15 protein-coding genes and 1 pseudogene are annotated in these 20,556 nt (G+C 45.6%); 10 read left to right on the top strand and 6 right to left on the bottom strand.

Translation table 11 applies throughout. The annotated features are described in order from the left end of the window. Positions 1 to 140: 140 nt before the first annotated feature. A complete protein-coding gene (locus tag RID09_RS26050; protein WP_446338821.1) occupies positions 141 to 389 on the bottom strand; it encodes a DUF4160 domain-containing protein in 249 nt (82 codons plus the stop codon). A gap of 67 nt (positions 390 to 456) precedes the next feature. On the opposite strand from RID09_RS26050, the gene RID09_RS26045 reads away from it, so the two are divergent. Next, positions 457 to 924, top strand: coding sequence for a CYTH domain-containing protein (locus tag RID09_RS26045; RefSeq protein ID WP_446338820.1), 468 nt, complete (start codon positions 457 to 459; stop codon positions 922 to 924). A 160-nt stretch (positions 925 to 1,084) separates the two neighbouring features. Here the strand turns inward: RID09_RS26045 and RID09_RS26040 are convergent. Both RID09_RS26040 and RID09_RS26035 read right to left on the bottom strand, forming a co-directional pair. Next, positions 1,085 to 1,432, bottom strand: a pseudogene (locus tag RID09_RS26040) (elongation factor Ts); the annotation flags it as partial. A gap of 270 nt (positions 1,433 to 1,702) precedes the next feature. After that, positions 1,703 to 2,578, bottom strand: coding sequence for an alpha/beta fold hydrolase (locus tag RID09_RS26035; RefSeq protein WP_446338819.1), 876 nt, complete (start codon positions 2,576 to 2,578; stop codon positions 1,703 to 1,705). Positions 2,579 to 2,839: 261 nt separating this feature from the next. On the opposite strand from RID09_RS26035, the gene RID09_RS26030 reads away from it, so the two are divergent. Continuing rightward, positions 2,840 to 4,081, top strand: a complete 1,242-nt coding sequence (locus tag RID09_RS26030; protein WP_446338824.1) for an SUMF1/EgtB/PvdO family nonheme iron enzyme — start codon at positions 2,840 to 2,842, stop codon at positions 4,079 to 4,081. A 201-nt stretch (positions 4,082 to 4,282) separates the two neighbouring features. Here the strand turns inward: RID09_RS26030 and RID09_RS26025 are convergent, their stop codons facing one another. After that, positions 4,283 to 4,510, bottom strand: a complete 228-nt coding sequence (locus RID09_RS26025) for a hypothetical protein (RefSeq protein WP_446338818.1) — start codon at positions 4,508 to 4,510, stop codon at positions 4,283 to 4,285. Between the two features lie 329 nt (positions 4,511 to 4,839). Between RID09_RS26025 and RID09_RS26020 the strand changes: the two genes are divergently transcribed. From RID09_RS26020 to RID09_RS25985, 8 genes are all read left to right on the top strand, one after another. Then, positions 4,840 to 5,508, top strand: a complete 669-nt coding sequence (locus RID09_RS26020; protein ID WP_446338817.1) for a hypothetical protein — start codon at positions 4,840 to 4,842, stop codon at positions 5,506 to 5,508. Positions 5,509 to 5,878: 370 nt separating this feature from the next. Further along, positions 5,879 to 8,731 (top strand): NACHT domain-containing protein, encoded by a 2,853-nt coding sequence (locus tag RID09_RS26015; protein WP_446338816.1) that lies wholly within the window; start codon positions 5,879 to 5,881, stop codon positions 8,729 to 8,731. 207 nt (positions 8,732 to 8,938) lie between these two features. Next, the gene (locus RID09_RS26010) at positions 8,939 to 9,559 is read left to right on the top strand and encodes a restriction endonuclease subunit R (protein ID WP_446338815.1); all 621 of its coding nucleotides are present in this window, start codon (positions 8,939 to 8,941) and stop codon (positions 9,557 to 9,559) included. Positions 9,560 to 10,199: 640 nt separating this feature from the next. Beyond that, on the top strand, positions 10,200 to 10,730 hold the full coding sequence (locus RID09_RS26005) for a leucine-rich repeat domain-containing protein (RefSeq protein ID WP_446338814.1): 531 nt from the start codon (positions 10,200 to 10,202) through the stop codon (positions 10,728 to 10,730). Further along, positions 10,699 to 11,136: a CHAT domain-containing protein gene (locus RID09_RS26000; protein WP_446338823.1), complete on the top strand. Its 438-nt coding sequence runs from the start codon at positions 10,699 to 10,701 to the stop codon at positions 11,134 to 11,136. The genes RID09_RS26005 and RID09_RS26000 overlap by 32 nt, the downstream gene beginning before the upstream one ends. A 359-nt stretch (positions 11,137 to 11,495) precedes the next feature. Further along, positions 11,496 to 12,575, top strand: a complete 1,080-nt coding sequence (locus RID09_RS25995; RefSeq protein WP_446338822.1) for a glycosyltransferase family 4 protein — start codon at positions 11,496 to 11,498, stop codon at positions 12,573 to 12,575. A 101-nt stretch (positions 12,576 to 12,676) separates the two neighbouring features. Continuing rightward, a complete protein-coding gene (locus tag RID09_RS25990; protein ID WP_446338813.1) occupies positions 12,677 to 13,963 on the top strand; it encodes a glycosyltransferase in 1,287 nt (428 codons plus the stop codon). Positions 13,964 to 14,250: 287 nt separating this feature from the next. Further along, the gene (locus RID09_RS25985) at positions 14,251 to 16,536 is read left to right on the top strand and encodes an amylo-alpha-1,6-glucosidase (protein WP_446338812.1); all 2,286 of its coding nucleotides are present in this window, start codon (positions 14,251 to 14,253) and stop codon (positions 16,534 to 16,536) included. Positions 16,537 to 16,803: 267 nt separating this feature from the next. Here the strand turns inward: RID09_RS25985 and recD2 are convergent, their stop codons facing one another. Together recD2 and RID09_RS25975 are read right to left on the bottom strand one after the other, a co-directional pair. Beyond that, positions 16,804 to 19,137, bottom strand: a complete 2,334-nt coding sequence (gene recD2 / locus RID09_RS25980; protein WP_446338811.1) for an SF1B family DNA helicase RecD2 — start codon at positions 19,135 to 19,137, stop codon at positions 16,804 to 16,806. A gap of 347 nt (positions 19,138 to 19,484) precedes the next feature. Further along, positions 19,485 to 20,477, bottom strand: coding sequence for a hypothetical protein (locus tag RID09_RS25975; RefSeq protein WP_446338810.1), 993 nt, complete (start codon positions 20,475 to 20,477; stop codon positions 19,485 to 19,487). Positions 20,478 to 20,556 lie beyond the last annotated feature (79 nt).

Genomic DNA, 20,556 nt, shown 5'->3' with positions numbered 1-20,556 from the left:
GGCTCTCCCGTACCTAGGGTGATAAGCAAACCTGATTATTCTTGGAAACTTTGTGGGGCAAGACTTTCAAAACAATGTTTTTAGGGAAGCTATCACTAATATAGGCTTTTCCACCACAAGTACGGGAGAGCCGTTTTAGTTTACTTTAGAGGAGGTAGTTTACGAAACTCTTGAGTCTTCCACATCTGTAAAAGATCTTGCTGGTATAAATTTGCCCACTCTAGAACTAATTTCTGAGCGCGACTTGGTAAATCTCCTTCAATGATTTCCAATGATTCAATGCTCACTAAGGCATTGTACTCACCATAGATTTCAGGAAAATGAGGCGGAGGGTGATCCCCAAAAAACACCTTAATCACAATTCCGTAGAACCGGGCAATCTCTGGCATAATTTATTCAATCACGACTATTGACTTACCCTAATTTTATCAAAGCCTGCGAGGTAACATTGCAGCCATGGCAATCGAAATTGAACGAAAATTTTTAGTTAAAGGCGATCAATGGCGCACCCTTGGTCAAGGAATGCTCTATCGTCAAGGTTATATTGCTACCCAAAACCTGACGACGGTTCGCGTGCGTTTAGTGGGAGATCAGGGCTATCTGACGATTAAAGGTAAAACCGAGAATTTTTCTAGAGTCGAGTATGAGTATCCTATACCCGGATCAGATGCTCAAGAGATGCTAGAGACATTGTGCGATCGCCCCTTGATTGAAAAAACGCGCTATAGGATAGAGTTTAAGGGTTTGGTCTGGGAAGTGGATGAGTTTATCGGTGAAAATGAAGGATTGATTTTTGCAGAAGTCGAACTGAGTGATGAAAATCAAGAGTTAGACTTACCGGATTGGATTGGTCAAGACGTGACTGAAGATCCTAAATATTATAATGCTAATTTGGTTCGGCATCCCTTTAGTCAGTGGTCATAACTAATAATTGACATACTCTCGCACTCTAACATAGATTAGAGTGCGGGAGTCTCAATATAACTATTGATTCTCAATTCCCCGATTTGGATTAACCACTGGCTAGTCACGTTGAAATTGGATTTGAGGGGTTAGGTTGGGATGATCGCACAGATGTCCCGCTCTAATCTGTTGGTGGAGAGGAACCTAAGTTCTCTCCCAGAACAAATCGAGCAAAACGACGTATTTGAATCCTTTCGCCTAACGCCGCCATATTGCGTTCAATTAGCTCTTTTACCGTCAGTGTAGAGTCCCGAATGTAAGATTGTTCTAACAGTGTCACGTCCTTAAGCCGCGACCAAATGCGACCCTCAATAATTGTTTCTCGAATAGATTCGGGTTTCTGAGCCAAGTCTTCCCTACCCCTTTCAATCTTACGCTCGCTCTCCACTACCTCTGCAGGAATATCTTCCAAGCTAATGTACTCAACTGGAAACGCGGCAATTTGCATAGCAATATTTTTGACTAGTTCGGCAGTAATTCTTTCCATGAGGGTTTCCTCTACCTCACCTAACTACTATTTGCTTCCAACATACTACATATATACTACACTGACAACCCTAAAGTGAGGGCGAGGGATTGAGTCACGCCCCAAACAATGAATATGGGAAGGATGAATCACACCCAAAATCCCGCGATCGCTACCTCGATGCCATTGATATAGAAACCCTCTTGTCTACTGGAGATTTCTGCCTTATCCCAACCTATGACTTATGACTTATTGCTTCTCATTGCCAGTAAATTACCGTATATATTCTGCCGTTATTTCCGGCTTTTCTAGGTGCGGGACATGACCACAGTCATCAATCCAGATGAGTTGAGAATTAGGAATAACCGCTTCAAACTTGTGGGCATATTTTGTTCCCAAAATCCGGTCATCTTTTCCCCATAAAATCAACGTCGGCTGCTGAATTTGGCTAAGTTTTTGACCAAAGGGTGGATATCCCCCACTTTTGGTAAATGAAATTAATGCCCGATGCCATCCCGGCATTTCTAGATGCAGCGCTGCACACAGTAAGGCATCGGCAGAAACAAATGTCGGATCAAAATAGGCGTTTTTACTAATAGTTTCTCGCACCTTGGGACGCCGCAGAAACTCAACCGCCCAATTATCAAAGGGTGGAAACAGGAACTTGCCAATGGGTGGGGGACTGGTGAAACCTGCACTATCCAGCAATACCAGCTTTTTCACCGCTTGGGGATAGGTTAGGGTGAAATCAATCGCCGCCGCCCCTCCCATCGACGCCCCAACCAGAATGACGGGGACTTGGATTAGGGTTTTCCAGAAATAATAGAGATGAGTCGCGATCGCGCTGGCGCTAAACTTAATCCCAGATACCCGATCGGTAAAGCCAAATCCTAATAAATCTACCGCCCATGTTTCCTGGTGTTCCGCTAAGAGGGGAAACAGGCGGCGAAATTCTAAGAGGGAACTATCAAAGCCATGCAATAACAGGATGGGTGTTCCCCCCTGTCCCTGCTGGATGTATGTTGTCGCAATGGGTTGGGGGGTAAGGGGTGTGAGAAGATCGTGGCGTGCGATCGCACGGGCGAGGGCAATTGATGTAGATTCCGTAAGCTGCTGGGTTGTGGCGGGAAGGAAATTGTCATTGGTCATTTGCTCTATGTCATTTGTTATTTGCTCTATGTCGTTGCGCTTACCATAATATTCTTACTTGAAAAGACACGATAGTGAAAGCCTTTGACTGAACACACGCCAGATGGTGAGAAATTTCCGCCGGGATGGACGAAATATCTTGCTTGTGAACCCAATTCGCCAGAAACTGGAAAAGTTGTGCCAAAACTAGTCTAGTTGGAGTGGGAGACTATTGTGACGTTTACATCAATTCATGCTTGCAAAAAAAGCATCTATCAAAAGATGGAAAAATGCCGCATGGGTACCTTAGTTATCATTGAAGGCATTGATGAGACCAGATTTTACCGACAAGCTCATCCGGAATTTAGTCCCGTGGGTTGGCATTTGGGTCACATTGCTTTTACGGAAGCCTATTGGATTCTAGAACGCTATGCTGGCAACAAACCCCTGTTTCCAGAGTATCATCGGCTCTTTGCGGCGGATGGTTTACCCAAGTGCGATCGCCAAAAATTACCGTCTCTGGCAGAAATTCAGGACTATCTGGATATTGTGAGAACTCAAGTCTTTGACTATCTAGAAATTGCGCCCCTGGATCACCAAGAACGTTTATGGCGGTGGTTACTTCAACATGAGAGTCAACATGCTGAAACTATTGCCTTTGTCTTGCAATTACACCGCTTATCTGCTAATGATAATACCCTTTGCCAAACTGGGCGCACGCCTAGGTCATTAGTCCTGAATAATCCCTTTGAGCCTAAAGGAGATAAGACCCCAGATAAAGGACAGATGATAGAAATTCCGGCGGGTGAGTTTGAAATGGGAAGCGATGGGATTGATGCGATGGATAATGAAAGTCCGTGCGATCGCGTCTTTTTAAACACCTACTGGATTGATCGCTACCCGGTTACCTGTCAACAGTATCGCGCCTTTATTGAAGCTGGGGGATATCAAAATCATAATTGGTGGTCTGTGGAAGGATGGAAGTGGTTACAAGATAATCCTGTCGCCTATCCCCTCTATTGGTCTGATGAACCTTTTTGGGATAATCATCCGGTCTATGGTGTGAGTTGGTATGAAGCCGAGGCTTATGCTAATTTTGTTGGCAAGCGATTACCCAGTGAAGCTGAATGGGAAAAAGCAGCGAGTTGGGATTCACAAAAGGGTTGTCGGAGCATTTATCCCTGGGGTGATACGGAACCCACATCTTATGCTTGTAACTACGATAATAGGGTAGGACACACCACTCCCGTTAATGCCTATCCCCAAGGGCAAAGTCCATCAGGTTGCTATGACATGCTGGGGAATGTTTGGGAATGGACAGCGAGTTGGTTTGATGGATACAAAGGATTTGTCAGTTATCCCTATCGCGGCTATTCTCAAGCCTATTTTGATGGAAAACATCGGGTTTTGCGCGGCGGTAGTTGGACAACTCGTCCGTGGGCGATGCGGTGTAGTTTCCGTAATTGGTATTATCCCAGTGTGCGTCAAATTCTGGCTGGGTTTCGCTGTGCGGTGGATGGATAATTAGAAGAGATTTACCCTTGAAATATTGCATTATCCGTTATAGCAACCGCCATAGCAGTTAGGACACATCTTATGGTAGAGACGTTCCGCCGGAACGTCTCTACAACAGTTTGCTTGTCCTAATCGATGTGCCTACTGCTATACCAGATGAGTTGCCGTTTTTTTAAACACTATTGTTTCTATTTCTAAACCTTTGCCCTATTAACGACTTCTACTATTAATCACCGCCGCAAAAAGCAGATAAAGTACACCAAAGGTAATAGCAACTTCTTCAGCCCATTTCGATCCGTAGAAGCTATACCAATTATCGAAGCTTCTTAAAAGCTTAAGGATGGAATCTATACCCCAATCCAGAAGTTGAAAACTAATATAAATTAATGCAGCCACTCCTAATGCTTGTATAAAAGTATTTCTGAATAAATTATTCATGGCATTTTTTTAAGATTTAGGTGATTTTATTATAACTGGGATAATATAGCACTGGCAATCCATTTAAGTTGAATCACCATCGGTAGGGAACATGTCATGTCCTTCTATTAGTGGAGTCTATGCGTTTATGCGATCGCCTCACTCTATTTTGTATCTTTTGATACGGTTTTCTTCCTCGATTTAGGAGAGGCGGGTTAAACTCGATAGAGAAAGCCTAAACACTTTTTGCTGCTGAAGGGAGGGCATAAAAATGGATGAAGTTTTGACACTCCCCGCCCTATAAGTGCGGGGATTCTTAGTTCCGCGACACACCTTACAATTATCTATCCTTGCGGCAATACTTAAACCAAACACCCGTAGAAAACTACCAAGTAGTCAAAAAAATTGCGGCGTTGGGATTACCTGGGGTGATTCTGGTGGTGACGATGGCGGCGACAGGATTGTCGGGGGCGGCGGCTATCACGGCGGCTTTAGCCTTTCTGGGGGGTCCGGCGGGAATGTTAGGCGGAATTGCGGTTTTGGGATTGACGGGATTGATTACGGATGCGTTAGCTGAGGTGGGGCTTGAGGATTTACTCACGGCGATTTACTGTCAGCGACGCCAGGGTGAACCTCATGGGAAGTTGATTGAGGAGATTGAGGCGCTTTCCCTGTTTAATGGGGATATTAAGGATAGGTTAAAAGCGACGGTAACGGATGGGTGTGGTTGTGATACTGTTGTGAATGCTTATTTAACAGATGTGACTCAAGAGGCGATCGCAATTTTAGAACGGGTTCCGGGTATGACTCCTGCACATCACCGAGATTTTAAGCAGTCTAATCCGATTATTCGACTCAGGGATGGTGCAGCTGTGAGAACCTGGAAAAATCCCTTGGGTGTTGACCATGTTTTTGTGGCGGATAGTCAGGATCGAATGGTTTATGGGGGTTATGTGGGCTGGATTCATAGTGAAGGGTTGAATTGTGCGATCGCACAAATTAGACGCGATTTGACTTAACCTTTATTTTTATCATCTTTTATCTCAAGTGAATTGCACAGATTCTTCATTCCGCTTCAGTTCCTTCGCTTCGCTTCACTCTCCAATGACAGTATTCGACTCCACTCAGACTGACAGAATTGGATTCAAGGATGAAAACCTAGAATCATAACGGATATAATTATAGGATCATAGTATAGCGATCCGCTTTGAGTCATTAATTAAGACCATCCAGAATAAACGCGATCGCAACTCCCACAAGGATACATAGTCCTGACTGCACCCAGGTTCGTTCGTTTGTAGTAGGCACGAAGCGTGGCATCCATAAGTCAGTCAGCTCTATAGCTTTTCAGATTGATACAAAACCGCTTTAATCAACAGGGGTAAGATTATGATTAGTTCTCATGATACCCACACCGAGGACACTCGCCCACTGAACCGTGATCCACATATTGAGTCGGTTTGCCGATTCCTGGAGGATATCGAATCCCATTTTAAATATAAAACCCTTTTACATACCCAACACCCGATTCCCCGTAAATCCCTCTATATCCCAATTCAAGTTACTCGCGAACGCAATTATCGCCATGAGGTGGAAACCTTCTGGGGATACGCCGAATCAGAGGCTGAACTTAAACGCGCTTATGCGATTAAAAGTCGCGACGTGGAAGCCAAACGTTATCGCGTTCCCTGGGAACAGGCGAAGAAAAACTATCAGCGCCTGATGGTTTTGGCTGATCCGGGAATGGGTAAAAGTGCGCTACTGCGCCGGGAAGCCGCATTGAAAGCAGCAGGTGAAAGGCAAAAATTGGTGGATGCCAAAATTACCGTTGAGGATGTTGTTTTTCCCCTATTTATCCGCTTAGTGGATTTGGATGAAACCGCTGATGATATTACGGTCGCGATCGCATCCCTAGTTCAACGCGATTATCCCACAACCTGGGTAGATATTCAACCCTGGTTAGAGGCGAAATTGCGTCAGGGGAAATGTCTGTTGTTGTTCAATGCCTTAGATGAAGTTCCCAAACGCGATCGCAATGCTTTAGCCGCTAAACTCAACCAATTCCTGGAAACCCATCCCTGTCCGATTATTTGTACCTCGCGGATAGTCGGGTATGGCGGCGCGTTTATTAATGGGGCAAAGGAAGTCGAAATCATTCCCTTGAGTCAACCCCAGATTGAACGGTTTATTCATACCTGGTTTAAACATGGCACGGATTCAGAAAAGGACGGGATTTCTGCGGCTAGCTTAATTGAACAACTGCGACAAAATCCCCAACTGCGCGGCTTGGCACAAAATCCCCGATTACTTTATTTACTGTGCAGCTTATATTATGAGCAAGTCCTGACATTACCCGCCCGTCGTGGTCAAATTTATCAGAAAACCGTCGAGTATCTCCTGAGTCAATGGACGCACCATCGGGCGCAAGAGAGTGGAATGAAAATCCGCTTATTGGAAGACTTGGCTTATCAGTTGACCTGTAAAGGGCAAGATGTGTTTGATTCCCAGGAATTGAAACAGGAAATCGCCAACGCCCTCGCCCAGGATCAGGGGTTAGAGCCCTTAAGCCAACAAACCCCCGCCCAACTTCTAGTACAATTATCTGGAGAACAGGGGATTCTGCATCGATTGACCCAACAAGGCGATCGTTATGTGTTTATTCACCGGATTACTCAGGATTATTTAACCGCCTGTTATTTACGACGGCAGATTCAAGAGAATCCCAGTCAGGGGATGGCGTTGGTGAAAGCCCATTTGTGGGAGTATGACTGGCATCAAAGTATCACGTTACTGGCGGGATTGATGGATGATCCGATTCCCTTACTCGAGTGCATTGTTCAGGAAAAAGATGATATCTTCTCCACCCTATTACTGTTAACTGGACGTGCGATCGCCGAATGTGATCAATTGTCTCATCCCCTAATTACTGAGATCATTGACCACATTTATGAGTTGTGGCATCATTACCCCTTCGTTGGCTTCATTGCTTCCACCGTTGTCGCCTTGGGGCAAACCAATTCCCAGATGGCACAAAAGTTACAGCAAGAACTGGATGAGAAACACTATTATACCCGCAAGGATTTCGTCGCCGCGTTAATTGCCGCCTTGGGTCAAATTGGCACTCCCCCAGCCGTCGCCACGTTAATTAAAGCCCTGAATAACGGACCTTGGTATGTGCGCGGGGAAGCCGCTACCGCCTTGGGCTATATTGGCGATGCCGAAACCGTGAAAGCTTTAATCCCCGCCCTGCGGGATGAGGATACCGTGGTTCGGGGTGAAGCCGCTGCGGCGATGGGGCGGATTGGCACATCGGCGGCGATACAGGCGTTAATTGTTGCCCTCCATGATCATGATAGTTATGTGCGGGGGGAAGCGGCGATGGCATTGGCGCAGATTGGTACACCAGAAGCCCTGCAGGAATTGGTTAAGGTGCTCAATCACCCGGATAGCTTTGTCCGTTGGCAAGCCAGTGGCGCGATTCATCTGGAAAATCCGACAGTAGTGCAGGCGTTAATCCAGGCTTTGAATCATCCCCAGAATCAGATTCGCCAAGAAGCGGCGATGGTATTGGGGAAAATTGCGACAAGGGAAACATTAGAGGCGTTAATTCCGGCGCTGCAAGATGCTGATCCAGTGGTACGGGAAGAAGCGGCTGAGGCTTTGGCGCGATCGGGGAATCCCCAGACGTTAGAGGTGTTAATTCCGGCGTTAGAGGATACTGATCCGGTGGTGCGTCAGGAAGCAGCGGCGGCGTTAGGGCGGATGGGAACAACCCCCGGGTTAACGGCGTTAATCCCTGTGTTGGAAGATCAGGATAAACGGGTGCGAAAACAGGGGATTGAGTCATTGGGCAGAATTGGGACTCCAACGGCGCTACAGGCATTAATTCCCCTATTAAAAGATAGCGATGGCGATATCCGAGGTGCAACGGCGACAGCCTTGGGACGTATAGGTACTGCACCCGCCCTGCAGTCATTAATGCCCTTGCTCAAGGATCAGGATTGGTTTGTCCGGGAGCAAGGGGCAATGGCATTAAGTCGGATTGGTACACCGCAGACATTGGAGGCGTTATTGCAATTGCCGATCGCGGAGATTGAACGCCCGGAAATCTTGACCTTGATTCGCACGTTGGCGGTGCGGTTTAGTCGGGAGAAGTCCCCATTGGTGCCGGTGTATCCGGAGTTGGTAGGAGCTATGGGGGGATTGCGTCGGTTAGGGCGGAAGTTGAGTGGGACGCGATGAAGCAGAGGGGCACAGGTGCACAAGGGTGGAGGGGAGAAAATTTAGAACTTGGTCGGGGCGGGTTTAGTTGCTTATGGGTGAGGTCAAAAACGCTAATCGTCAAACCCGCCCCTACATAAAACGTTTTCAATCGCCCCGTCTCAAACCAATTCGCGATCGCAGGATACCAATGGATAAGATTAGGCTACTAAGTAGGGGGAAAGACAGATGGTTCAAACGATTCAATCCAGAGATGTTACCCTGCGAGAACTAAGGACTAATTTTGGTCTGCAACTTACCCATGATCCGCAATTTTTTCCAGAGTGGCAAGGGAATCTGCCAGAAATTACTGATTTACAAAAGCAACAACTGGATCAGGTGAAAGCGGGATATTTTAACTTGCTCAATTATCCCCCCATGCTCGAAGGTGTGGTGAGAATGGCAATTCTTGACCCCTTGCTGTTTATTGGGGGATTTTACTTAGCCCCTTTTCATGTCAAAGCGGAAAAGTCGGTGAAGATTACCACAGAAGATGAACAGACAATGGTTACCGGAACTCTGGATGTTTTGGTATTAAAAGATACCTTTTGGGTGATGGTGATTGAATCCAAACAAGTGGAGTTTTCGATTGAAGCTGGATTGGCACAAATCCTGTCTTATATGTTGGCAAATCCTGATCGGGAACAGCCGAGTTTTGGCATGATTACTACAGGCGGAAGTTTTATTTTTATCAAATTGGTTCCTGGGGAGTCGCCCCAGTACGGGTTATCTCGGTTATTTTCATTGCTGAATCCGGGTAATGATTTATATACGGTGCTGAGGATTTTCCAGCAGTTGGCTCGATTTTAAGTGGGGTTGTTGGGGTCATGAACCTGCGATCGCACTTCCTCTCACAGGTGGATCATTGTATCCCGATTCCACCTGTTGTCTGTTTTGAAGCAGACAGTAGATGCATGAATTGGCTTTTTTGTCAAATCTACTGCTGAATGCGTCTAGTAAATTGGGTTATGCAATATAGTTGTAGTATTTAAGCTTTTCTGACGCTAGGGAGAAATAAATAACGCCGGATCAAGCTATCTAAGGGTTTTAAGTAAAAAATTGGCTATAAAAAGAACACAATACAGCATTTAAAATTATGATACTACATCCTCAAACCCAGAGCAAGTCAGGATTTGCCTGTGACATTTTCTGCCCCTCCTAAATCGGATTCGCTTTAGAATATTAAAACGTAAGCGTGAAGTCTAAAAGTTTTCTTTATATCAGGAGGGTGGTGGAAACAAACATAGCTAACGTGAGAGTGATGGTTTCCCTTCTCCCCACCAGGGGGGATGGAGTTGGGGTGAGGGGATGAGGGGGAAAAGTAAGGTGCGATCGCTCTCTCCTTGGCACATTCCTAAGACCCAAGCCAAAACCTATCATCTTCCAGCTTCCCCAGCTTCCCCAGCTTCCCCAACGGCTACAGTAGGAAAAGAGGATTCAAGACGGGCTGATGACAGAGGACGAACTACTCCAACTCATTGAACAAGCGGCGCGGGAAGAATGGACGGAACTTGACCTCTCTGACAATAATTTAACCGTGCTACCGCCGGACATTGGTAAACTAACCTCTTTGCAATGGCTTAACCTCAAAGACAATCAGCTTCAAGAACTACCAGTGAAAATTGGTCAACTAAGTTCCCTGCAATGGTTTGCCCTTAGCGGCAATTATATCCAAGCACTGCCCGACCAAATCCTTCAACTAACCTCTCTGGAATACCTTGACATCAGCTTAAATAATATCCAAGAACTGCCACCCGAAATCGTTCGACTTACTCGCTTGCAAGACCTTTACTTGGGCGGCAATGATATTCAAGAACTGCCGCCGGAAATTCAACAACTGCCCAACCTAAAAAAACTAGATTTACGTGGTAATCCACTCCCCATCCCCCCAGAAATTTTAGAAGGAAAGCAATTAATGATCCGGTTCAAACTCTGCTACCCCATCCCCAATCAGACAAATACCTACATCGCTGAACAATAATCAGGGATATATTGCCCTAGTTGATCAAGATAATAATTCCAAACTTGTCAATGATGAAACCTTTGCTAACTTTTTCTTAGGTAACCGTAATCTAGGGTTAGCCGTGCTAAATTCCTGTGAAGGTGCAGCCGTATCTTCCCACCAGGTTTTTGCCGGAATTGCCCCCAATTTAGTGCGGCGTGGTATCCCTGGAGTTATCGCCATGCAATATTCGATTCTCGACACCACAGCCAAACTATTTGCCGATGAATTTTATCGTACCCTCGCCCTCGGTTGGACACTAGATGGGGCGATTCAGACTACCCGTAATGCTATTTCCATGGAAGTCGGATTAGATAAGCCTGATTTTGCCACACCTGTGCTTTATATGCGAGCGAAGGATGGTAGAATTATGAGTGGGTTGTAATGGCAATCAACCTATTGTCGGGGCGGGGAATGGGACTCAGTTAATCGGGATAGTGAACAACACCTAATCCCGTAGTGGGAGTGGGTTTAGGCGTCAAAGCTTTAGCTGTTCTATCGACAATGTAACGGTTACTGATACGGTTTTCCCTACCTGTCAGGGGTAGAGTTCACGAATTGGCAAAACTAGCTCCCCCTGAGTAAAATTTGGTATAATTTGCTCTATACACCTGTAACAAACAAGGTCGCGAATCCGAAGATAACCCTTGTTGAAGTGACCAGCGCCACGTTAATTAACCCCAAATTACTAACGTTTCTTCATTCCATCTCACTTTAAATGGGAATTTAATGGAAATTTTCAAAATGCGGATTGCTCAAATTGCACCGTTGTGGGAACGTGTACCTCCCCCAGCTTATGGTGGTACAGAATTAGTGGTGAGTTTACTCACTGATGAACTCCTCCGTCGGGGTCATGAGGTAACATTGTTTGCATCCGGTGATTCAGAGACACTGGCAAGGTTGGAACCAGGATGTAAAAAAGCCTTGCGTTCTCTCGACGTAACGCATCAAGAATACGCCATTTATGAGCAGATGCAGTTGAGCAAAGTTTTTGAACGAGCTAATGAATTTGATGTGATTCATGCTCATGTAGATTACCCGGCGCTTCCATACACGAACTTGACAAAAACGCCAGTTGTGCATACGATTCATGGTACATTTTCGCCATTAGTTGAGCAGTTTTTTACCAAGCATCGTCAACAACATTTTGTCAGCATCTCCAATTCCCAGCAGCGCCCTGAGTTGGGACTGAATTATGTAGCAACGGTTTATAACGCGATCGCACCCGAACGGTTTACGTTTTACTCTCAGCCCAAACAGCCGCCCTATCTGGCGTTTGTTGGGCGCATATCCCCGGAAAAAGGACCCAAGTTAGCGATTGAAATTGCCAAGCGTTCCGGATGGCATTTGAAAATAGCGGGTAAGGTTGATCCCCAAGATCGAGCCTTTTTTGAGGCGGAAGTGGAACCTTTAATTGATGGTAAACAAATTGAGTTTTTGGGTGAAGCCAATCACGAAAAGAAAAATGAATTGATGGGAGGTGCGGTAGCGACGCTATTCCCGATTACCTGGCGCGAACCCTTTGGACTGGTGATGATTGAATCTATGGCATCTGGCACTCCGGTGATTGCCATGGCATTAGGTTCAGCCCCAGAAATTATCGTTCACGGAAAGACAGGGTTCCTCTGCGATACAGTCGATGAATGCGTGGATGCGATCGCGAAAATACCTCAACTGAATCGACACGCCTGTCGGGAACATGTTGAAACCAACTTCGCAGTGAAACACATGGTTGATGGATACGAAGCCGTCTACAACCAAATTCTCGCCGAACGGTTTGCTCACAATGGTCATCTGCACGTCCCCACGCTTCTAGCTAGCTAAGTTTATAGAAGGCAGAAGGCAGAAGGCAGAAGGTTTCAAGACATAGGTTAAACCTTCTGCACCCGACAGAAGAGATAAGATAAAATAGAATGAGGTGAATCATGAACAAAACCGTTCATAGACAACCCCTGGCTTTGCTTTCCATGGGTCAGGATGTTGTCCATCAACCGTGTCAAGATGGACAAAATAAACGCCTAACACCTGTTCATCAGCTTAGCCAAGCACTGACAAAACTCGGCTGGCAAATCGATTGGTTTACTCCGCAAACTCATCCTGAGCAACCGAAGATTGAATGGAGTGCACCTCACTGTCGCATCATCCGCTTGACAGTGAATGGGGAAAAGCCGCTAAGTCGCGATCAATTCCCTGAATACTTGCCTGAATTTGCAAAAGCATTTCAAGCGTTTCAAGCCAAAGAAGGAACCCACTATCCTCTGATTCATACCCAGGATTGGCTATCGGCTCAAGTGGGGTTAAAATTAAAAGAATCGACAGCAATTCAATTAATCCACACTAATTGGTTAACGGATAAGCCGCAAGGCAGTAAGATCCGTTCAGTGGATCAAAATCATGGGATTAGCAAGAATCGGATCACACCAGAAGTCGATCAAGTGATTCTCATGTCCCCAGATTGGTGCTTTAGCGCCCAACCATCTCCCAGGATGTCCAAGTCAGAGGCGAAAGCGAAATTGGGGCTTTGTGCCAATGAACAGGTCTTGCTGTATGTGGGTACGCTTGATACCAGCCAAGGGATTGATACACTGATAACCGCGCTGAAATTATACCGCGATCGCACATCAGCAGAGACGATAAATTCACTGCGTTGCTTGATTGTCAGTCCTGATCAGAATCCCCAGGCTAGAGAGCGAGTTGAGCAATGGATTCACCAATTTGAGCTAGAGCAACAGGTTATTCTGATTGAATCTGTTCCCTCAGATCAACACTGGCTCTACTACACCGCCGCCGATGTCTGCATTATTCCCAGTCGATATGAGCCGTTTGGATCAGCTGCGATCGCGGCACTGGCGTATAAGATACCCATTGTCGCCTCGGATGTGGACGGATTACGCTTTACCATTGTACCAGGGGAAATGGGTTTGTTAGTCCCTGCAGGGGATGCAGCGGCATTCGCTGAAGCTATCCATCGAGTTTTAGTAGATGAGTTGTTGGCGCAACGATTAAAACGACAGACAACGGATGTGACAGCCTCTGCATTGAGTTGGAATCGGGTGGCGGCGCATCTGAGTGATATCTACCGTCGCCGATTAGCGGGTTCTCTGAGTACAATTGTGCCAGATATGCAAAATCCTTGCATCTTGTACGTTCCTTCAGAGGGATTGAGTCAATCGACTGTTGATGTCGAGGAGGAATTGATGCAAGTTTCTTAAGGTAGAAGTCGCAGAAGGAAACAATCTGTAGGGGCGGGTTTTACAGATAAATGTTTGGCACTTTTCCTAAATTTGACTAAACCCGCCCCTCACCTAATCAGCCCACACCAAAATCTATGATTTAGCGTCATATTTGCCCGTTGACTGGGCGAAGCCTTCGCGATGATAATTAAACGGTACAACCGAAAAATTTGGGCGCGAATGCGAGAGCCCCTACGAACCCCTAAAAATACGAAGACGGATGGGTGATGTTTAACATTTGATATTTGATATTGAGGTTTTCAATTATGTCTGATACAGATACCCGGAACGACAAAACAGCAACAGCTCTAACTATCCTGGAACTCAACGGTAGAACCTTTGCGCCTGCTGAACAAGTGCCGATTCCAGAGTTGCAATGCAGGACGACAAAACGACTCCAATCGACACTTACGATGAAAGATGACGACCTATTCTTGATTACTGATCCCCTAGGCAATATTGCCGGATGTCTTGATGACGAATCGGACAAAAGCTTGGGGTTATTTTGTCAAGATAGTCGGTTTCTCAGTCACCTAGATTTACAGATTGAGGGACTCTCTCCCATTTTACTCAGCAGTACAGCCGGACGGGGTTTTGCCCTTTCGGTTCTCTGTGCGAATCCTTATGTTGAGGGACGTATTCCGGCGGAAACGATTGGCATTCAACGCGATATTGTACTACAGGGTGGACTGTTTGAAGACCTGAAGATTACCAACTACAGCACCCAAGCCGTTAGCTTTGAGCTCAGTTTAAGTTTTGATGCCGATTTTGCCGATCTATTCCAAATTCGCGGTTATCTCCGTCAGCAGATAGGGACTTTAATGCGACAGGTTATCCCTCAAGAGGATAATGCTTTGGACTGCGATATAAAATCCTTGGTTGAGGAAACGGGCGAACTTACCTTAGCCTATCAGGGATTGGATCAGGTGTTGATGGAGTCTCGAATTCAGTTTTATCACCGTCAGCCTGATGAATTTAGGGGATATACGGCAATTTGGCGGTTGGAATTGAATTCTCACGAAACCCATAAATTTGGGTATCGCTTACAGCCCTTTGTTGACAATCGTCCAGCTTCTGTGGTGAACGCGCCGACAACCCTAAAACAAGCGATCGCGGCGGAGGCGATGGAGGAGCGGGATTGGCGAGAAGGGGTGACTCGGATTCGCACGGATAATCGAGTCTTAAACCAGATTATTGAACGCGCTGAACAGGATATCTATCTTTTAGGTCAAACCTTTGGTAAAGGTAAGATTCTCTGTGCTGGAATTCCCTGGTTTTCCACGTTATTTGGACGGGATTCCCTGATTGCTGCAACCCAAACGCTGATCCTCGATCCGGGGATTGCGCGTCAAACGCTAATTACCCTGGCGGAGTATCAGGGTAAAGTTGAGGACGAGTGGCGGGAAGAAGAACCAGGTAAGATACTCCATGAGTTGCGTCTGGGTGAAATGGCTCGTTGTGGCGAACTCCCCCACACGCCTTATTATGGTACAGTCGATGCCACGCCCCTGTGGTTGATGCTCTATGCTGATTATTATGCCTGGACTTATGATCAGGAACTGTTGGATCAGTTATGGGATAATGCTTTAGCGGCGATGGATTGGATTGATCGCCGTTGTCAGCAGACGGGCTATATCAGCTATGAATGCAAGTCTAAAGGTGGACTTCGGAATCAGGGATGGAAAGACTCAGGAGACTGTATTGTTGATGCCAAAGGGAAGTTAGCCGAGGGGGCGATTACTCTGGCGGAAGTGCAAGGATATGTTTATGCGGCGAAGATGCGCTTAAGTCAGCTTGCGCGTAGCAAAAAGCGGTTCGATTTGGCAGAACGTTGGCATGAGGAAGCCCAAGACCTGAAAACCCGCTTTAATCGGGACTTTTGGCTTCCCTATCGCGGCTACTGTGCTTTGGCATTGGATGGTGAGGGAAAACCTGTAGATAGTATCACATCCAATCCGGGGCATTGTCTAGGATTAGATATTTTATCAAAAGACAAGGCACACAATGTCGCCGAACGATTGCAAGAGCCGGATATGTTTAGTGGCTGGGGAATTCGCACCTTAAGTAGCTTCTCTCCCGCGTATAATCCCATGGGCTATCACCTCGGATCAGTATGGCATCACGATAATGGAATGATTATTGCCGGATTGCGATCGCTAGGACTGGTGGATCAGGCATTGGAAGTGGCTCAAGGGATTATCGACATGACCATCCAACAACCCTATTATCGTCCACCCGAACTCTTCTGTGGCTATGAACGCACCCCCGATAGCACCCCCGTGCGATATCCTGTGGCTTGTTCACCCCAAGCTTGGGCAACGGGGACGATTTTCCAACTCCTCCAGGTGATGGTGAACTTGATACCCGATACGCCCAGGAATTGCCTCCGAATTGTTCATCCCACGCTTCCTGAATCCGTCCAGTATCTATCACTACAAAACCTAAAAATTGGGCAGACGGTATTAGATTTAGAATTTGAGCGCTCTAGTGGAGCAACTGCCTGTCGAGTTGTGCGAAAACGCGGCAATTTACGAGTTGTCATTGAAGCGTAATCTACATTTTCGCTGATAGCGGTGCAAGGGTATGATAAAAAATCCGGGTTAGCTATCCCCGTTATAACCCAGTCCGCGCAGGCGGACTTTGTTTGTGTAGCAGCGATTTCAATCGCCGTGGCAAAAGGGGGTAATAAAGGCAGATTTGGGATGAAAGGGTTTTATCCTATTTCCTTGAAGATGATCCAATGTCTATGCCACTCAAAGCCTTGATAGCTAAGGGTTTTGCAGTTGTGCAGCAAGCTCTAATTAAATCTCTAGCCCAGGTTAATCGCGATCGCGTTTCATAATAGTTTTAATCGCCCGATCTAGCAGTTCGATGGCTTCGGTTTCATAGTGATAGGTTTTAAACTTTTGTCCAGGTTCTATCACTTCTAGACGCTTTGATGGGCGGCGCCCATACTGGGATTGATAAAGCTGGAGCGCCAATGATCCAATCGAAGTCTTTTCCCCTTTAGTCGCATCAATATTGAGTTCACGGAGTCGCATGGCAACGCTAACACACCGTTGATTTTGCGCTGCTGGAGATTGGGTAGTTCTCACTTGATTAACTGTATCCATTAAACTTTGATAAGACTCAGATAGTAACAAAGGCAACTGGGTATATCGGCGCAGTGGTTTATCGACATTAACAGCAAACCTTAACATATCGGGTCTACCAACGGCGATAAATCCTCCATAGCTAGCACGAGTCATCGTGGTGTAGAGAAGTTGCCGAGAAAGCATCCGTTGGTTTGAATAGGACAGAGGCATGATTACATACTGGAATTCACTCCCCTGAGCCTTATGACAAGTTAGGCAAAAAGAATGCATAATCTGCTGAAAAATGCCAGGGAAATAATCAACAACCGCGCCGCCTTCAAATGCAACCTTAACCCATTCTGGCTGGGATTTGGTTTGAACCTCAATCACCCAACCCCCCTCGCCATTCATCACTGCCGGTCTTGTATCATATCTATTCTTCAATTGAATCACGCGATCGCCAACTCGATACACCACGTCCCCAGTTTGAACTTCTGGCTGTTCCGGTTGTTTCGGGTTAAACAGAGGCTGCAATCGTTGATTTAAAGCGTGAACTCCAACCCCACCTTTCTTCTGTGGCGCAAGAACCATCACTTGATTTTTTAAATCAACCTGATCACGCTGCATCTGTGCCACTAGCTCAACAATAGTATCGGCAATTTCTTCAGGGGTGTGGCGACAGAGTATGGCACAATCAGAAACCTGTTGCCATTGTTGAGGCGAGTAAAACTTTTCCAAATCAGGAACCACGCCACTAATCACATCTTCTGCCGCATAGATAATTGGACTTTCTTCCCGTTGGCGGTAAATCTTTTTCAGGCGAGAACAGGGTACAACCTCAGATATCAGCAAGTCGCGCAGCACCATTCCCGCGCCCACACTAGGAAGCTGATTGTGATCCCCAACCAACACAATTCTCGTATGGGGTTTTAATGCTTTTAAGAGAGAATTAAACAGGAAAATATCGACCATACTAAATTCGTCGATAATTAACCAATCAATCTGCAAGGGGTTTTCCTGATTAAACTCAAACCTTTGACCGTGCCCTCGCCACTGAAGTAGACGATGAATCGTTTGGGCATCTAACCCCGTGGCGTTCTTCATTCGGGTTGCTGCCTTTCCCGTAGGTGCCGCTAAAGCCACCTTGAATCTACACTGAGTCAGCCAATCGATCAAATACTTCAAAATATGGGTTTTCCCTCGCCCTGCACCCCCCGTAATAATGCTAATGGGTTGGGCATAGGATCTTAACAGTGCCTGTCGCTGTTCTATATCAAGCACCCCAGATGAGCGCCATGCTTCTGCTTCTCGTTGTTGTAACCACTCCTCCAACGGCTCAATAGACAGTTGTCGGCGAGAGGCAAAATAAAGAATCAATCGGGCGACATTAACCTCAGCCCGATAAATTAGTTTTAAATAGAGGGACTCGGATAACCGTCCCTCAACTACAACTTTTTGGGCGAGCGCATTCTCTAATACCTGATTAAGTAACCGGGGATTCGGTGTATGATCCGGACAACTTAATAACCCCAGTGCTGCTTCGGTGAGTTCGGAGCTGGGGAGGAAACAATGTCCCTGATTTCTGGCATCTTGTAAGGTTTGAAGAATCCCTTGCTCATAGCGCCGGGGACTATCAGGAGGCATCCCCAACTTTAGCGCTAAACTATCAGCTATCTTAAATCCAATGCCGTCAAGATCATCAATAATCTGATAAGGGTTGGTTTTGAGGACAGAGGCTGTATTCTGCTCATAGTAGTCTGTCAGTTTTAGGGTTAACCCCAAAGATATCCCCATCCCCAGCAACCAAGCTTGAGTGCCTCGAACAGGATTACTCTTGCTTTTCTCCCAAGCTGAGAGGATGACATTAATCCGAGATGGGTATAAGCCAGGAATTAGTTTGAGTTTCTGGGGTGAGAACTCCAGAACCTCCAGGGTATCAGAGCCAAAATATGCCGCCAGCAAAGCGGCTGTCTTCTTGCCAATGCCATGAAATATGCCACTGGCAAGATACTGTTCAATTTCTGCTTGCTCTAGCCTCGGTAATTGATCGTTATTGTCTGCCGGGAAAGCCATTGACATGATTGATTGCCCCCTGAACAGGTGAACAAGAAATTTTAAATTATACCTAATTTCAAGTCCGGTAGTATCTTCATTCTACAGTGGAACGCGATCGCACTGCCTGAATCGTCCTCCCGGTAATTGCGGCAAGACCTATCAATTAGTCAAAATGTCTAATGTTGATGTCTTGGATTTCTTTCCATTCTTGACTGATTTTAATTCGATTACGCATTACTTTTTCAGGAGTCCTATCTCTAGTTACTGCTTTGACCATTATCGTACTTTCCTTTAATAAGGATTAGCCATTGAGGAAGATTGCTCGATAAAAAAATGAGCTTGACATCAATTACCTATTCGTGAACATTTTATCAAAGTAAATTTTGATTCCTTTCTAATGCTTTATTTAGGTATTCAATAGCCTTTTTTAAGTTTTCAATGTCTTTTTGGTTTTTCTCTTTATTTAAAACTAACTCATCTATTTTATCTTCCAAAGATCGTATGGCTTGTCGTTGCTCCTTAATTATTTCTTGCGCCAAGCGTATATCCTTTTGGATAAAAATAATCTCCTTCATTACAACTTCTAACTTCGCTGCTTGGTTTAACGCAATATCAGGAGATTGAGCAAATAAAGTACCAACGGTTGCACCGGCACTACCGCCAAGGATAGCTCCACCAGCTACAAGAACAGCAAAACCACCTGCCATTCCAAAACCACCGACGGCAATAGCTCCACCACCAAGAAAGGCTAAAACTGCTGATACGGCTGCTGCTCCTGAAAGACCTGGTGCCAGTATAGGCGCGAGAAATATGGCGATAGCCGGTGTGAAAAAAGCCGCTGCTACTGCTAAAATGGCTGTACCGATAAAACCACCCATGAGTGTCTTTACAAAACGCCCACTGATTCCATTAATGGCTTTCTGGTAATTTTCTGTAAAGCGTTTAACGCAGTCTGTCGATAAACCCAGTTTACTCGCGAAAAATTCTAGTTTTTTAGTTGTTTTTTCTCTGTCTGCTATTTTTAATTCTTTAAATTTGTTATCGTTGTTTATTCCTAATTTTTGGTAGGGGTGAAATAAACTTATTTCTAATAAAATATTTTTCTTGTCAAAGCTACTACCTGGTTCGCTATTGAGTTTGTCTATCTCTTTTTCTAAATTTGGGAAAAATGTAATTAAACAGAAGGAGCTTTGATTCTGATTTTTATGAAGGGATTCTATTGAATTTTTCCAGTTCAATAACCACTCTCTTTTTAAGGACTTTTTTCTAGGGTTACTTTCATTGTCTATATCATCGAGTACTAAATGGTACTCTAGGCTATACATGACTTTCGTTTGTTCTAACGTTAAGCTAAAATTTTCCATTTTCACTGCTGTTAGATGAAAAATATAAGATGTAAAATCGGCGTAGGGATTCTCGGAGTGGCGATGCTGAATATAATAA

Source organism: Coleofasciculus sp. G1-WW12-02 (assembly GCF_040219735.1).
In the GTDB taxonomy this organism is placed as follows: Bacteria; Cyanobacteriota; Cyanobacteriia; order Cyanobacteriales; family Coleofasciculaceae; genus Coleofasciculus.
The sequence above is the reverse complement of the archived record's forward strand: the minus strand, read 5'-3'. Positions and strand labels throughout refer to the sequence as shown.

Excerpts from the sequence above, each read along its gene's own strand:
- RID09_RS26050 (WP_446338821.1), bottom strand. The coding sequence starts at position 389 with ATGCCAGAGATTGCCCGGTTCTACGGAATTGTGATTAAGGTGTTTTTT.
- RID09_RS26045 (WP_446338820.1), top strand. The coding sequence starts at position 457 with ATGGCAATCGAAATTGAACGAAAATTTTTAGTTAAAGGCGATCAATGG.
- RID09_RS26035 (WP_446338819.1), bottom strand. The coding sequence starts at position 2,578 with ATGACCAATGACAATTTCCTTCCCGCCACAACCCAGCAGCTTACGGAA.
- RID09_RS26030 (WP_446338824.1), top strand. The coding sequence starts at position 2,840 with ATGGAAAAATGCCGCATGGGTACCTTAGTTATCATTGAAGGCATTGAT.
- RID09_RS26025 (WP_446338818.1), bottom strand. The coding sequence starts at position 4,510 with ATGAATAATTTATTCAGAAATACTTTTATACAAGCATTAGGAGTGGCT.
- RID09_RS26015 (WP_446338816.1), top strand. The coding sequence starts at position 5,879 with ATGATTAGTTCTCATGATACCCACACCGAGGACACTCGCCCACTGAAC.
- RID09_RS26010 (WP_446338815.1), top strand. The coding sequence starts at position 8,939 with ATGGTTCAAACGATTCAATCCAGAGATGTTACCCTGCGAGAACTAAGG.
- RID09_RS26005 (WP_446338814.1), top strand. The coding sequence starts at position 10,200 with ATGACAGAGGACGAACTACTCCAACTCATTGAACAAGCGGCGCGGGAA.
- RID09_RS25995 (WP_446338822.1), top strand. The coding sequence starts at position 11,496 with ATGCGGATTGCTCAAATTGCACCGTTGTGGGAACGTGTACCTCCCCCA.
- RID09_RS25990 (WP_446338813.1), top strand. The coding sequence starts at position 12,677 with ATGAACAAAACCGTTCATAGACAACCCCTGGCTTTGCTTTCCATGGGT.
- RID09_RS25985 (WP_446338812.1), top strand. The coding sequence starts at position 14,251 with ATGTCTGATACAGATACCCGGAACGACAAAACAGCAACAGCTCTAACT.
- recD2 (WP_446338811.1), bottom strand. The coding sequence starts at position 19,137 with ATGTCAATGGCTTTCCCGGCAGACAATAACGATCAATTACCGAGGCTA.
- RID09_RS25975 (WP_446338810.1), bottom strand. The coding sequence starts at position 20,477 with ATGGAAAATTTTAGCTTAACGTTAGAACAAACGAAAGTCATGTATAGC.